Genomic DNA, 15,032 nt, shown 5'->3' with positions numbered 1-15,032 from the left:
AGTCCGGTTTCGCAGGGTTCGCGGGCCTCGTTTTCATGCTGGCGCCCGCTGTGGCAGTACGTCCCGGACCTCTGGCTCGGCGAGTCCGAGCGCGCGGAGGGCCGTACGCAGTGAACGGTCTCGCACCTCGCTGCTCGTTACAACAGCGCCCACCTGCAACAGATTTGTGACAGCAATCTCCTCAAGTTGCCGACAGGTAACTCCGTAAACTTTGCGGACGGCTGTACTCCTGTGTGTTTTCCCTTGACGAATGAGGGAGTTGTACGGCCGTGGTGTCTGACGGGGGTGCTTGCTGCTGTGTCGATGATGCTGCCGGACGAACTCGAATGGGTTCTCCAGATGCTGGGCTACAACTGGCCCACGGCGGATGAGGACAAGCTCAGAGACTCAGCCGCCCTGTGGCGGCAGTTCGGCGAGGACGTCACCGAGCTGCACACCGCGGCGAACACCAGCGCCCGCATGGTGACCGCCCACAACGCCGGTGAGTCGATCGACGCGTTCACCAAGACCTACGCCAAGTTCGACGGCGGAGGCGGCTCCGACGGCTACCTCGCCAACGCCGCCCAGGCCGCCTTCATCATCGCGAACGTGATGGAGGCCTGCGCCTACCTCGTCGAGTTCGCCAAGTGGGCGGTGATCGCCCAGCTGATCGCCCTGGCCATCGAGATCCTGGCCGCCCATGCCGCCGCCCCCTTCACCTTCGGCCTGTCCGAGGTCGCCGGCCTCGGCGCCACCCAGGTGACCCGGCTGATCGTGCGCCGTCTCCTCGACGAGCTCAAACAGGCGTTGATGGAGGCGATCGTCGAGGCGATGAAAGAGCCCGCGATCTCCGCGATCGAGGCGATCATCACCGACCTCGTCCGGCAGACGGTGAACGTCGGCTTCGGCGCCCAGGAGGGCTACGACGTCGGCGCCACCATCAAGGCCGGTGGCACGGCGGGTCTGGAGGCCCTCAGGCAGACCCCGCAGACCCTGGCCGAGGGGGTGCGCGACAGCCTCGGCCAGAAGGCCGGTAACCGGTTCCATCACGCGATCGACAGCCGTATCGACGGGTACGACGGGTCGTCGGGTACGCCGGGCAGCAACAGCGGGGACGGTGTCGACGGGAGCAGTGGCAGCGGCGACGGCAGCGGTGAGTCCGACTCGGGGAGTTCCAACTCCTCCGACTCCAGCTCGTCGGGGTCGGACTCCGCCAACTCGACGCGTACGAACACCGGTACCGGCCCGGGTACGAACATAGGCAGCGGGATATCCGCCGACACCGGCGGCACCGACATCGGCGCACCGGATGTGGGTGCGGGCCCCGACTGGGGTTCCGGCTCCGGGCAGAGTCCGTCCTCCTCGGACTCGCCGTTTTCGAGGCCGACGCCGTCTCAGTCAGGCCCGTCCCTGTCGGACTTCGACGACCCCACGCCCGGCGGAGCGTCGCCCAACACCCCGGACTCAAACGGTTCGTCCGGCACGCCGAACACGTCCGGCCCTTCCCACACCGGCGGCGGTTCCTCCGTATCCGGCCTGTCGTCGCCGTCTCCGCAGTCCGCGCCCGCGTCCGCATCGTCCGGCGGTACGTCGTCCTCGCCAGGGGGCGGCACGATCGGCACCCAGATCGACGGCCTGGCAGCCAGCGTCCCCACGCAGTCCAACGCGGCGCCCATTCCGACGACGAGCGACCCTTCCCCTGCGGGCACGGGGGGCCGTGCGGATGGCGGCTCGGGCGTACCGACGTCGCCTGTGGCTCCTTCTACCGCGGGTGGTCTGGGCGGCTCGCACCACGGTTCGGGCGCATCCGCTGGTACGTCCTCGGCCGCCGGCCCGACCAGCCCGACCCCCAACTCGGCTGCGGCGAGGCATCCTTCCGCCGGTACGCCGGGTACGCCTGGTACGCCCTCTTCCACGGGAACGGGACCTGCCTCCACTCCGAGCCCGACGTCTCCGACGACGCCCCGGAGTACCCCTGCCTCGACGCCGGACGGGCGAATACCGGGTACGGCGGACGGCCGCACCCCTGGCACAGCGGACGGCCGCTCTCCCGGCACGCCGGACGCCCGAACACCGGCCCAGCGCACTCCCGGAAGCACGACTCCGGGAGACGGAAGCACGCCCCGCAACCACCCCGGTACGACGCCGGGCGATCGCACGCCGCCCCGCAGCAACCCCAGGTCCACAACCCCGAACGACGGCACCACGCCCCGCAACACCACGGACCCGACCGGCGGCACCCGTACCCACACCCCGGGCCAGAACCCGAGTACGACCACCCCGAGCCAGAACCCCGCCCAGTCGTCTCCCCACAGGACCGCATCGCCGTCCACCAGCACTCCCACGGCGACGCCCTCCACGTCGACCGGCGGCGGATCCGAGCGCACGTCGACGCCGAACAGCGGTACCCCGAACTCGTCCACCCAGCCCGGCCCCACCACCAACCCCACCACTCAGGGCACGCCCGGCACTCCGAACCACCCGAGCACCGGCTCCTCCCCCACCAGGCCACCCCACCAGCCCGCGGGCTCCACGCCGAACACCCCCAACGCTCCGCAGCAGCCGGCCGCACAGTCCCACAAGCCGGACAACACACCGCCCGACTCACAGCAGCAGCAACGGCAGCAGGTGACGGCGGTCCCGATACACACCGTCATCACCACCCCGAGTACCTCCGGATCACCGTCGCACGCGGCCTCTGCCACGCCGCAGCCGCCTGGCTCGCCCGAGGCCGACAACTCCGGCACGCCCAAGGACCAGCCCCAGCAGGACAGCCTGGATGACATCCGCGCCGACCTGGACCACTCTCCCGGAGGCCTGTCCGAACCTGACCCCTCCGACCAGCAGGCACTGGTCGACGCGGTCCCGCACAACGAAGACGGCACACCGGAGCGCTTCCCCGACCCCTTCGGCCCCTGGGCACAACTCCAGAACGACGGCGGCAACACGGTCCCGGGACGCAGCAACAACTGCGCCGACTGCTCCCGCTCCTTCCTGGAGACCTGGTACGGAAACCCTCAGGTCTCAGCCCCGCGAACCGTCGACCTCGACGAAAACGGCAAGCACAACCCGTTCACCCCCGAGGACAACGCGAACGACAACCAGATCCGCTGGACCGGCGCCGCCCACACCTACGCCGGCCCCGGCAACGACCCCGACACCGCCGGCAACATCGCCTCCACTCTCCAGCAAGCAGGACCCGGCTCAGCGGCCATCGTCCAAGTCGACTGGCCCGGCGGAGGCGGCCACGCCTTCAACGTCGTCAACCACAACGGCAAGATCGTCTGGATCGACACCCAGAGCGGAGAGGTCAGCGACAAGCCCCTCCACATCGACAAGGCCAAGCATGTCTGGCACATCCCGCTGGACGCCGACCGCAACCCCATCGACACCAGCAAGCCCGACGACAAGGACACCGAGGACTCCAAGAGCCAGAACGACGAGGCGCAGGACCAGAATGGCGACGCCTCCCAGCAGGAGAACTCCGAGAACCACGGTCAGCCGGAGAACAACCAGAACCCGCAGAACGACACCTCGGACGACACCCTCACGCAGGGCGACAGCACCGACGCGGCAACCGACTCCCCCAAGCCGACAGCCCCGCCGTCCTCAGACGCATCGAACAACGCGGACCCCACGCAGCCGTCGACGGCCGATCCGAGCACATCCAAGCCGGATGGCACGGCCGATGGCCGTGAGCCGTCCCCGGGGACACCGAGAACCCCGGACCAGCAGTCACGTCCGGACGAGGCGACGCGCCCCGACTCCTCCTCGGAACACCGGCAGCTGTCCACCGACACCCGTACTGCGACGGACACGGCGAACGACCCCACGCCCAACCGGGACACACCTCAGCAGAACGCCACGCCCTCGGACCCGCGTACATCCATCCCGCACCAGCAGAGCACGGACCCTCGGGCCACCGACCCACGCACCGCGGACCCCCGCACCATGGACCCGCGTACGTCCGATCCTCGTGCTTCGGACCCGCGCACGTCGGACCCTCGTGCTTCGGACCCGCGCACGTCGGACCCGCGCACGTCGGCCCCGCATCGGGACACCCCCACGCAGAAGAGGCCGGAGACCGACGAGCGCCCCGACAGCCAGCGCCCGAACACCACACAGCAGCCGGACGAGACACGCACTGATCATGCCGATGATCCCCGCTCGGAGACGCCGCACAAGAACCGGTCCGAGACCTCGGACGGGACACGGCCCGAAGTACCGCATCAGTCGCCGATGGACGACCATCGCGACCACCCGAGCGACATGAACGAGGACTCCGCGGTCCCCAGGCGCGAGAGCCTGCCGGACGGCAAGAACGCCGACGCGGCCAATTACGTCAAGGACTCCATCAACGGAAAGAAGCCGCTGTACGGCGACATCGCGGCCGAGAACACGCAGCAGCCATCCCAGCCGACGAGTCCCGAGCGGCCCTCCGGTCCGGCAGATCCGGCAGGCAATTCTTCGAACGACGACGTGGAAAGCCGTCGGCAGCGTGATCTGGACATGCTCGCGCGCGCCAATTCAAAGGATCCGAAGGACAAGGCCTGGTTCGAGAAGTACTACCACCCGAAGAGCGGCTACCGCCGGAGCGTGACAGCCCCTGCCGAGGACGGCCGTCCTGTCCCCCAATTGCATCCCACCGGCGATCCCGACACTCCCTGGATGCTGGCCAACGATGCCCCGGACGCCGATCCCGAGTCGTACATCGACGAGGGCGAGCACAAGGGTGACCGCGAAGAGAAGATCTCCGAGAAGAACTTGGAGCTGCTCGACAAGTACGCCAAGGCCCGCCAGGACGCCATCAACGCGGACCGGCAGCCGCACCTGGACCGGCAAGCGGCGAAGGAAGCCTACGAGGCGAACAAAACTCCCGAGAATCTGAAGAGGTTCCAGGAAGCCGACGCGAAACACAGCCCCCTCCACGGAAAGATGACGCGGGCAAGCGAGGACTACGGTGAGGCCGTAGCCGAGTTCCACGTGATGCCCCAGCATTTCGAGGACCACAACCGCGTCGACGATCGGGCCATGGGCAACAACCGGTTCGACCAGATCTGGATGGATCCGAGCAAGAACCCACCCGAGTTCGTCGTCGTGGAGGCCAAGGGCTCCACGACCGCCGAACTCGGCCAACGACGAGGTATCCCGTCGGAGCAAGGTTCGGGCCAGGCCGTCTCATCGGGCGATCCCGGCCAGGGGCATGATGAGGGTGCGCAGAACGAGGACGAGGCGGGCCAGGACGAGCCGACCCCTGGCGTGCCGAAGGTCCGGCAGGGGACGCGCCCGTACTTTGAGACGATCTTGCATGAGATGGAGAAGCGCGCACTCGCGAACGAGAAGAACGCCAAGACCGATACCGAGCTGGAAGCCGCCCAGGCAGAGCGGCGGCTGGCACGCGACCTCAGGAAGGCTTTGAACGCGAACCCATCGCGAGTCAAGTACATACTCGTCAAGGGAAACTCCGCCGGGGGCGAGCATCAGGGCTACGAAATGAAACAGTTCGACATCAGAACGGAAGCGGAGAAGGAAAGCGATGCGGATTCCACGACATGAGTCCCCGACGCGAAACATCCCGAAAATCCTCGAATCCCACACCGAGGACTTCTGGGAGGACGTCGAAGACCTGCGCACCGAACCCTCGTGGTTCTCGAACGTTCTGGCCGATGCCATCAAGCTCTTCGGCCTGCGCTGCACACTGGACCCGGAAGCCGACAAGCTGGAGACGTGGGAAGCCTGCGTCACCGCCATGCAGGTCGGCTCCGCCCTCTTCGCCTCAGCCCAGGCCACGACCGGCAGCATCGAGTACCGCATCGGTCACAAGATGCACACCATCCGCGCCGGCGCCCTGCCCCGCGCCCACGCCGGCAACTGGCTCAACGCCTTCTGGCTCGCCTGCATCTGCCGCGAGAAAAAACGCATGACCGAACTCTGCCAATTCCCCGCCTCACGCCTTCGGCAAGCCGACGGACTCCTCGACGAATACATCTACAACTGGGTGGAAGCACTGCAGGCCTACTGGCTCAAGCGCCCCAAACTCGGCGACAAGCTCGTGGCCGCGGTGGAGGGAACCGACCCCGCCGCCCTGCGGCACGCCCCACGCGACGGCGTCCTCCAAATCATGTATCCCCCGATGAACCTCCTGACCCAGCTCGCACGCGGCGACCAGGACAAGTTCAACACCGAACTGGCCAAAGCCCTGGAGTGGCACAAGGACTACTGGACCCACGACGAGGACCGCGCACTCGACACCGAAGGCCTCGTAGCTCTGGGCCCACTGGGCGTCTGCTGCCTCGCCGTTCAGGCCGGCTTCACCATCACCGTCGAATCCGAATACCTCCCCAAGCACCTCCTCGAAGGCGCCTGGGTCAACGAATTCCCCACCTGACCAACCCCGCACCCCAGGCAGCAGAAGGAAGTCCATGGCTCCCGACATCCCCGCCCCAGCACCACAAGGCCCGCCCACGACCCCGGACCAAGCCGTCGAGATCGTCCGCGCGCGTTATGCCCAGCCCAAACTCCCCGATGGCACCCCCGCCGAACTGAACGTCCACGAGTTCGACATCGGCTACCTGGTGTACGCGGTCTTCCCGCCCCGCACCGACGCCGCCGGCCGACCGCAGCCCGCTCCGCCCGGCGGAGCAAAGATCGTGGTGTCGAAGGAAACCGGCGAAACGGTCACCGTCCCCAACTACCCGACCGAGCAGGCCATCGCCCTGTACCGGAAGAACCTCTCGCGTAACACGTGACGTGCCGGGCGAGCCCACCCGGGCCGGCCCCGCAGCACCGCTCCCACGACCGCCCCCTCACTCCGACCAGGACTGACACCCATGCCCGGCGCAACTGAACGCTACGCACCGCACCCCTACACAGGCGGCCGCACGGCAGTGCTGCGTGCCCTCGCCTCCTGGCGGACGGAGTGGCCCGGTACTCCGCGCGTCCTGGTCCTGACGGGAAACCCGGGCAGCGGTCGATCGCATCTGATCACCGGGTTCCTGATGCTCTGCGACCCGGAGTACCGCAAGCGGCTCCCCGTGGACGACCTCGACCCGTCGACCGTGCCGCCCGAGCTGCCCGCGCCCGCCGTGCCGGGGGCGGCCGGGATGACCGCGGCCCAGGTCGTCCGGCTTCTCGCCGATCATTTCGGCCTGGAGGCAGACGACGTAGCGGACGTGTTCATCGAGCTGGCCACCCTCGCGCGCCCCGTCACCGTGGTCGTGCCGGACGTCGATCGGGCCGGACCGGTACGTACCGCGGGCGAACCGGCCCGGCTCACACGAGAGGTACTCAAGCCTCTTGCCGCCCTCGAGTCGGTCCACCTGCTCACCGAGATGCCTCGTCGGCTCGCGGAGGAGTTCGCAGGCGGCCTCCCTGCCGGCACCGTGCAGGTCATCGACCTCGACGAGCCGCAGTGGGCGGACCCTGACGGCCTGGTGCTGCAGGCCGAGGCGCTGCTCAATCCGCGACTCGGCGCGCCGGACATGCCGTTCACCACCGACCCGGCGGCGAGACAGTCTCTCGCTGAGGCGGTCGGAGGCCAAGCCGGGAACAGTCCGCTCGTCGTGGAACTCGCCGTGCAGAGCATCCTGACGAGTCCGGGCACCGTCGCCCCGCACGACGAGGCCTTCCTGCCCTCGTCCATCGGCCAGGCACTCGATCTGCATGCCCGTCGCCTCGGAGCGGACCCGCAGACCCTGCGTCAACTGCTGGCCCCCTTGGCCCTCGCGGAGGGCGACGGTCTGCCCGTCGACATCTGGGCGCGGCTCGTCAACGCCCTTGCGGGCAAGGACATGAGCGGAGTCATCGCGGGCAGCGGTGCGCTGACCGGGCCGTTCGTCAAGTCGCTCCAGCCGGACGAGGCCGGCAGCACGCATACGCTCCTCCAGTTGCTCCACCCGGCCATCGGCGACGAGATACGCGCCGGCCTGCCCAGCGTCCGCGCCGCCCAGACGCAGATCGCGATGGCGTTGCTGGAGGCCGTGCCGGAGCAGGACTGGGGCAAGGCCGACCCGTACGTACGCAACCACATCGCGGGCCACACCCTGGAAGCGGGCCTGCTGCCACAACTCCTCACGGATCCTGCGCTGTTCGTACACGCCGACCCGGTGCCGCTGCGAGCCGCCATCGAGGCCGTACCGACTGAGGAACTCGGCGCACCGGCCCGTACGTACCTCCGCACGGCGCCCCTGCTGACCCGCACCCAGGCGCCCACCGTGCTGCGCGCCGCCCTGCTGGAGACCGCGTTCGTCGAGGACGGCCTGCCCGAGTACGCCGACGCCACCCACCGGCTCGGCCTGGAACTGCCGTGGCGGACCCTGTGGAGCCTGCCCGTCCCCGGCATCAGCGGCGTGACCGTCGGCAGCCTGCCGCGTCCGGCGGGGCCGGCCATTTCCGTCGCCGTTCTCGTCGTACCTGCGGGCACACCCGGTGCCCACCCGGTGGGAGAGACGGTCGAGGAGAACGAGACGGGCCGTTCGGCAGTGCTCATCCACGCCCTCGTACGGCCGGATGACCTCGGCGAGACCGACACCGCCCCCGGCCCGACGCAGATCCTGCGCCCTTCCGAGGAGGAGCGGGCCGCCGCCCCGCTGGGGCTGAGCCGCGGTGCCGACTACATCCGTGTCTGGGACCGGACAAGTCAGGAGATCGTGGCCGCGTTGATCTCCGACATGCCCTTCACCGCCGCCGACCTCTCCCCCGACGGCGTCCTCCTCGTCGCCACCGAGCGCGGGTCCAAGGCCCTCCGCATCCGCCCGAGACCCGCTCCGGCTCCGACGGCCCCTCCTGTATCTCACTGATAGCTTGCTGCCCTGCCAGTTCGCTCCGTGGGGAATCAATGAGCCAGCCGCCGTTCCAACCGCCACCGCAGCCGTCACAGCCACCACAGAACGCCTACAACCCGTACACCCAGCCCGCCCCAAGACAGCAGCCACCAGGGTTCGGACCGCCGCCCGCTCCTGGGCAGCCCCCGATGCAGGTCGGCCCGCCACCCGCCCCCGGGCAGGCCCCGATGCAAGCCGGCCCGCCACCCGCCCCCGGCCAGCCCCCGATGTACCCGGGAACGCCGCCTGTTCCTGGGCAGCCGCCGGTGCAACCGATGTATCCCATGCACTTCGCGCCGCCCTTCCAGGCGCCCCCCTTCGGGCAGCAGCCGAACGCAAGTGGTCATCCGGTGGGCGCGGTCTTCCTCGGATTCTTCGTGTCGGTCATCGTCTCGCTGCTCTACAACGGTCTCGTCCTGGCCACGTACAAGGACCAGTCGCTCACCGCGTCCCACACCCTCTACCTGGTCCACGCGCTGGTCAACGGAGCGATAGTCGGCTGCCTGGTCGGCCTGGTGGGGCACCGCAGCAGTGGCGCTCACATCGGTGGGGCCGTCATCGCCGCGCTCGGCGCTTTCTTCGGCTTCACCAACTCCGTCCCGCTCATCCTCGCCGAAAGCCAATCGCCCAGCGCCATCGGGGACATGATGGAGTCCGACCCCTTCCTCCCGGCCAGAGCCTGGTGGAACAACGAGATCGACGGCGGAGTCGACTGGTTCTCCCCACTCGCCCTGCTGATCGCCGCGGCAGCCGCTTGGGGCCTCGCCTACCTCATCGGTAAGAGCCGCCGTCGGGCCTGACTTCCCATCAGGTGTCGTGCCGGGCTTCCACCGCCTGGTGCCCTGTCGGTAGTCGAACCCAGCCCGTCAGTCGGCATGCCTCGCGTACGTCTGGTCGTCCGCCGCCCGGTGGATCTCGTAAATCCGCTGGTATACGGCCTCGGTGTAGCGCGGATTCTGGAAGGCGTCCTTGACGTCGCCGCGCCCGCTCAGCACCGCACGTGCCATGTCGCGCAGGTTCGGGTCGAGGGATGTCGTGTGGGCGATGGTACGCAGGGAGCGGCGCAGTCGCAGGGGCTGCTCGGGGTCATGGGCGATCCCCAGGAGTACCTCGTCCTGGATCTCCTGGTCCCCGGTCATCATGGGTCCCGGCACGTCCTTCCTTTCGGCGGCGAGGGCGGTGAGTTCGGTGAACAACTGCGACGGTGTCAGCCGAACTCGTTTCGCGCCCAGTCATGCGCGCTCCCCGAGGAGCTGGCAGAACCAGAGGGCGCCGAGGAGGCAGTGGCTGCGGCTCTGCTGGAGGCCTGCGTGGTGTCGGAGGAACCGGAGCCCGCCGCGGGAGCAGTGGCCGCAGCCACGTCGGACGCCTGCGTGGTGTCGGCAGCATGCCCGGCCAGCGCGTCGACACCCTGCTGCGCGCGATCCCCGACCGCCCCGGTGACGGCCTCCTTCGCGGTGTCCACGTACGTGGTCGGGTCCGAGTAGCCGGCGAGTGCCGATCCCTCGCCCGCGGTGACCTCGTTCTTGAGGCCGTCCACATAGTCGCCGGCCGCCGTCTTGGCGACGCCCGCCGTCTCTCCGAGGTCAATGCCGGACCGCGCGTCGAAATAGGTCTCGATGCTTTGCTGGCCGATGTTCTGCACCATCCCGATGGCTGCCTCGCGGGCCTTGTCCTTGGCGGCGTCGACCACTCGCTCCTGGACGATCTGCTTGACCTGCTCCTTGACGACCTTCTTGGCCATCTTCTTGACGGCGTCCATGGTGGCGTGCTCCATGGCCTTGGTGATCGCCTCCATAACCTCCTTCTTGAGCCGGTCGAGCAGCTCCCGGACGATCAACCGCGTGGCCTGGGTCGCGCCCAGCCCGCCGATCTCGGACAGCCCGAAGGTGAAGGGAGCCGCCGCCTGCGCCGCGATGATCTCGATTGCCAGAGCGACGAGTTGCGCGATCACGGCCAGTTTCGCCGTGAGGACGGCCACCGCGGCAGCGTCGAAGGCGAAGGCGATCACTTCGCACGCGGTCCTCGCGTCCGGGATATAGCGGTCCTCGCCGTTCGCGCCCGTGTAGGCGCCCCAGTCCTTGCTGAAGCCTTCGATGGCCGAGCCGAAGCTGCTGGAGACGACGGTGCGGGCGAAACCTTCGCCCTGCGCCTGGATCTCTTCGAGTTCCTTGCCGAAAGCCCGCCAGGTCTCGGCCACTTGGTGCAGTGCTTCTTCGTCGGCCTCGGGCCAGGTGTAGCCGAGGAGGTCGAGCACCCAGACGAGCTCGCTGGGCAGTGTGAGCGACATGCCAATAGCCCCGAATTCGCTTAGAGTTGGCCGGAGATCCCGTTTAGCAGGCCGCTGTTCGACGCATCCGACGCGTCGTAATTACGTGCGTTGTCCTGCAGGTTGTGCCCGATCCCCTCAAGCCGTTCCCCAAGGCTGTCCATCGACGTGAAGATTCCGTCGCGAATCGGCGTATAGACATGACCGAAGATCTCCCCGAAATCCGCGTCCGCCCACGGCTCCCCGATCCCTTCAAGGGCGCTCTGAAGTCGCTTGGAGGCGCTCGCGAAATCACCACCGAGGGCAGCGAATCTCTGTCCCTGCTGCCGGAGCACGGCCGTGTCCACATTAAAGGTGTCGAACGTCATCGCGCTCCCCCGAACTCCCCTTACGGTACGTCATATTGCACGACAGCCGATAGCTTAGACTCCTCGCGCACCACCCAGTAAGTCCATTCGTCAAGAGATCGTCAAGTAATCCAAAGGGACACCCAAAAGTGGTGACAGCACAGCCGCGTTACGGCGGTACAGGCAGCCTGTGGGCGGGAAGACTCCTCGGTTTGGGACTGCTCCTCGCGGCCGCGGCTGTCGCCGCGGTGACCACTCCGGAACTGCGCAGTGAACTCGCGGGTGAGGGCACCAAGGGAACCCTCACCATTTCTTCATGCGCAACACACACGAAGACCCACTACGGCACGCATCGACGTTCGACAGAGCTCCAGTTCAGCTGCACCGGAGGCTGGACCGCGCAAGGCGGCGGGAGCACTTACCAGGACGTGGTGGTGGGCACTTCATCGCGTTTTGAATCCGGGACGAAAATCCCCGTTGTGCAAGTGGACGGCACTTTTGAGCAGCCACAGGACCGGGACCCCGGAGACGACGCCTCGATCCTCGCGCTCTGCCTCTCCTTGCTGGCATTCGGCGTCTACTGCCTTCTCACCGGCTTCGGATCCCGCAACGGCCCCGGCTTCGCAGCCTCCTGGAAGTCCCTGCCGGCCCCCACCGTCACCGGCCCTCTCCTGGGCGGCCTCTTCACCCTGGGCGTCCTGGCAGCGCTCGTCTGCGCATTCGTCCTGTGATATCCGTACCCGCACTCTGAGGAGTCACCCCCATGGCACAAGTACACGGGAACGCCGAACCGAACGCCGCCGCACCAGGAGAACGTGCGGGCCTCGGCCGCCTCATCGGCGCCGGCCTCATCCTCGTGGGCCTGGTCCTCCTGGCCCTCGGCGCCTACCTCGGCCCTTACTCCTACGCCACATCCACACCGGGCAAGCTCACCGTCGAGACCTGCACCGTCGACTACAAGTACCGCTCGAGCACGTCGAGCAGTTCACGGAAGCGGACCAAGACCAAGTGGTGCTACGGCACCTTCACCGCCACCAACGGCACCACCAAGGACCTCAACGCCGAACTCAGAAGCGATGCCCTGTACCAACGCGGCGACGTCATCGAGGCCCTCAAGACCGGCGACACCTCCTACCAGCAGGACCACGGCTGGGTCGGCGCGATCGCGGTCGGCTGCGTGTGGTGGTTCGGTGCCCTGATCCCCCTCGCCCTCGGCCTCTTCGGCACCGCAACCGGCTTCGCCTTCGGCGGAGCCTCCGATGTCCGCCGCTCCAAGCAGGCAGCGAGCCAGGGCCTGCTCGGCGCCGTCTACGTACTGATCGCGGTGGGCGTGATCGGCTTCGTGATCAGCCTCTTGGTGATGCTGTTCGCGTGAGGATGCCTCGACGCGAGGCCAGGGAAGGCAGTGGCGCCAGCCCGATGTACTCGCCAACTCTTTTCCTGGACTCGCGCTTTCATTGGGTGACCGGAGAAGCCCGCGGACCGCGCACAGGCGCATCTGCGGGACCGTTGTGAGGGCGGCAGAGCACGATGCCGTAGCCACACTTCGGGATAGACCCGGAACTCCGGCCGAACCGGGACACCGTACGGGGTAGCACCTTTGAAGTAGGCCTCTCGCGTCAGTGTTATTCGCAGCTCAGCTTTCTATGCCCTCGCGGTCGATGGATGCGGCAGCAGTTGGGGCGGACGGAGGGTCGTGCTTCATCTCGAGGACACCGGGCGCGACTATCCGCACGGCATCGAGTTCGACGCGCGGCAGGGGATCGCTCCGGACACGATTCAGCGAGTCGGGTTCGTCGTGGGCGAGCTCTGGCAGGTCGCACTCTGCGTCATCGTCCTCGCGGTCCTCGCGTACCAGGCGATCAAGCCGCGTGGGGAGGCCCACCGCCGCGAGACCCACGTCGCCAGTAGACGTGGCCACGGACGCCCACGAGAGTTTGCGCCTGGGGCACGGGGTCGACGATGTCATCCAGGTTGCAGATACAGCTAACCGAACTCCGGGCTCGTCATGCGACGAGGCTTCTCGGGACGCGGACTACCGGCCCTGCTTGAGCAAAGGGGCCTCTCAAGCAGGGCCGATGCGCGACGTTACGGAGCAGACCCGATGGCACCCTGGCTGCTGCCCGACTGCCTCTGCGCCGCCGTGTCCTGGCTCACGGCTACGTACAGGCCATACACCAGAAGACTGACCGTGCCGGCGATTCCGACGGCCAGGCGCCAAGCCGCCGAGGGAACGGGAAGCGCGAGCGCCACGACGCAGAGCGTCCAGAGCAGGAGGACGTTCATCAGCCGGTTCGGGATGCTGAGGATCCAACCGCCGTTGAGGTCGAGCAACCGGCTCTCGCCTGTCGATCCGACAGGAGCCTGGTGATCAGCCCTCGCACGCGCGGATTCCTCATACTCCGGGGCGAGCCCGCCCGGGATGAACCAGCCGGCATCGCTGATGAAGACCGCGCCCGTACGGTGCGGCCCCTTCCGGCCTCCGTGCCGGTTGCGGTCCGGCACCCAGACCAGATGTCCTTCCGCACCTCCCGCCGTGTCCACGTACCTGGCATTGTTCGCATGGACATGGAGCTGCACGGGGCCCATGGAAGTGTCCAGGCAGATGCGTTGCTTGTCCGCCCCATGACCGTCGTACCCGGAAATGCTCGCCCGCAGCACATGTTCGTCACCGCGCAACTGCCGAGGAAATCGCTGGTCCCTACGGGTCGTGAGATGGCCGTAGCAAAAGGCCGCGGCGAGGAACATCCATGCCGAAGCCAGAATCCAGGTCCACCAGTTGTTCATGGCACGCCCGGAGAGTTGACGGTCGACATCAGCCCTGTCGTTGTCGCCCACGGCACCCAGTTCGGGCCGGTCGGGAGCGTAGGCGACGTAGACGTTCCCGGCGACCACCGCGGGCTTTGGCCACTCCGATCGGAAGTCGACGCGCTTCCCGCTTCCGGCTCCGTCGGCCGGAGGCAATCTCACCGTCACTGTGCAGTAGTACGTGCTGCCGTTCTTGTGCCGGTCCTCGACGACATCCCGCACCGACTCGACCGGCAACGCCCGCACAACGGCGCCCGAAGAGGCGATCTCCGCTGCCTTTCCCGTGGGCGTGGGAGCACCCACCCCAAGGGCAAGCGGGAGGATCACCGCCATGACTCCGCCGTACAAGGACAGAGCCGGTCCGTTCACCAGAGCGGAGGCGCCTCGCAGCCTCACGGGAAGCGCCCTGGGTCCGCTCTCTCCTGTGGCCGATGCGTGGTCGGCCAGGGCGCGATAGACCAACGCGGGGTCGGGGTTGCCCGACGAGCGTCGCAACGCCCATGCCGAGAGGGCAAGAACAGCGAGTACGACCGCGCAGCCCAGCACCAGAGCGTCACGCAGTGTCGACTTCACCATAAAGAGCCAGCACCCGAGGAGCACCGTCATCAGGAGGCACGCCACCCAGGCCACCACCTTGCCCAGGAGGATGGCCGGTCTGAGCGTGCGCAGCCCGCCGTCCTTCTTGGCACCTGTTCCCGTTCCGTCCGATCTGTTCATCCGACCTCACGAATTCACGGCACCAGGAGCTTCAGTGACAGCCAGTCACTTCATGGAGGAAGGGTGCTTCCGACCTGCGATGATTCAGCT

12 protein-coding genes are annotated in these 15,032 nt (G+C 67.8%); 7 read left to right on the top strand and 5 right to left on the bottom strand.

What is annotated here, in order from left to right:
• Window positions 1-285: 285 nt before the first annotated feature.
• The 5 genes from H8R17_RS35835 to H8R17_RS35815 all read left to right on the top strand — a co-directional run bounded on the left by H8R17_RS35835 (window position 286) and on the right by H8R17_RS35815 (window position 9,601).
• Complete coding sequence (locus H8R17_RS35835; protein WP_187827389.1) at window positions 286-5,535, top strand: toxin glutamine deamidase domain-containing protein; 5,250 nt, start codon at window positions 286-288, stop codon at window positions 5,533-5,535.
• Window positions 5,516-6,367: an immunity 49 family protein gene (locus H8R17_RS35830; RefSeq protein ID WP_187827388.1), complete on the top strand. Its 852-nt coding sequence runs from the start codon at window positions 5,516-5,518 to the stop codon at window positions 6,365-6,367. The genes H8R17_RS35835 and H8R17_RS35830 overlap by 20 nt, the downstream gene beginning before the upstream one ends.
• Before the next feature lie 34 nt (window positions 6,368-6,401).
• Window positions 6,402-6,728 (top strand): hypothetical protein, encoded by a 327-nt coding sequence (locus H8R17_RS35825; RefSeq protein WP_187827387.1) that lies wholly within the window; start codon window positions 6,402-6,404, stop codon window positions 6,726-6,728.
• Between the two features lie 81 nt (window positions 6,729-6,809).
• A complete protein-coding gene (locus H8R17_RS35820) occupies window positions 6,810-8,777 on the top strand; it encodes an ATP-binding protein (protein ID WP_187827386.1) in 1,968 nt (655 codons plus the stop codon).
• A 308-nt stretch (window positions 8,778-9,085) separates the two neighbouring features.
• Window positions 9,086-9,601, top strand: coding sequence for a hypothetical protein (locus tag H8R17_RS35815; protein WP_262505758.1), 516 nt, complete (start codon window positions 9,086-9,088; stop codon window positions 9,599-9,601).
• A gap of 66 nt (window positions 9,602-9,667) precedes the next feature.
• On the opposite strand, the gene H8R17_RS35810 is transcribed toward H8R17_RS35815, so the two are convergent.
• From H8R17_RS35810 to H8R17_RS35800, 3 genes are read right to left on the bottom strand one after another with little or no spacing between them, the layout of a single operon-like run.
• The gene (locus H8R17_RS35810) at window positions 9,668-9,997 is read right to left on the bottom strand and encodes a hypothetical protein (RefSeq protein WP_187827384.1); all 330 of its coding nucleotides are present in this window, start codon (window positions 9,995-9,997) and stop codon (window positions 9,668-9,670) included.
• Window positions 9,998-10,008: 11 nt separating this feature from the next.
• Window positions 10,009-11,091, bottom strand: coding sequence for a PE-PGRS family protein (locus tag H8R17_RS35805; RefSeq protein WP_187827383.1), 1,083 nt, complete (start codon window positions 11,089-11,091; stop codon window positions 10,009-10,011).
• Between the two features lie 20 nt (window positions 11,092-11,111).
• The gene (locus H8R17_RS35800) at window positions 11,112-11,438 is read right to left on the bottom strand and encodes a WXG100 family type VII secretion target (RefSeq protein WP_187827382.1); all 327 of its coding nucleotides are present in this window, start codon (window positions 11,436-11,438) and stop codon (window positions 11,112-11,114) included.
• Window positions 11,439-11,629: 191 nt separating this feature from the next.
• Between H8R17_RS35800 and H8R17_RS35795 the strand changes: the two genes are divergently transcribed.
• Window positions 11,630-12,148 (top strand): hypothetical protein, encoded by a 519-nt coding sequence (locus tag H8R17_RS35795; RefSeq protein ID WP_187827381.1) that lies wholly within the window; start codon window positions 11,630-11,632, stop codon window positions 12,146-12,148.
• A gap of 32 nt (window positions 12,149-12,180) precedes the next feature.
• Window positions 12,181-12,792 carry a hypothetical protein gene (locus tag H8R17_RS35790; protein ID WP_187827380.1) on the top strand — a complete coding sequence of 204 codons (612 nt, stop codon included), beginning with the start codon at window positions 12,181-12,183 and terminating at the stop codon, window positions 12,790-12,792.
• Between the two features lie 261 nt (window positions 12,793-13,053).
• Here the strand turns inward: H8R17_RS35790 and H8R17_RS35785 are convergent, their stop codons facing one another.
• Together H8R17_RS35785 and H8R17_RS35780 are read right to left on the bottom strand one after the other, a co-directional pair.
• Entirely contained in the window at window positions 13,054-13,317 is a 264-nt protein-coding gene (locus H8R17_RS35785) for a hypothetical protein (RefSeq protein WP_187827379.1), read from the bottom strand.
• 188 nt (window positions 13,318-13,505) lie between these two features.
• Entirely contained in the window at window positions 13,506-14,558 is a 1,053-nt protein-coding gene (locus H8R17_RS35780; protein WP_187827378.1) for a hypothetical protein, read from the bottom strand.
• Between the last annotated feature and the right edge of the window lie 474 nt (window positions 14,559-15,032).

This window comes from Streptomyces sp. TRM68367 (assembly GCF_014495685.1).
Taxonomy (GTDB): Bacteria; Actinomycetota; Actinomycetes; order Streptomycetales; family Streptomycetaceae; genus Streptomyces.
Note: the sequence above shows the minus strand (reverse complement) of the source record. Positions and strands in the feature narration are given on the sequence as shown.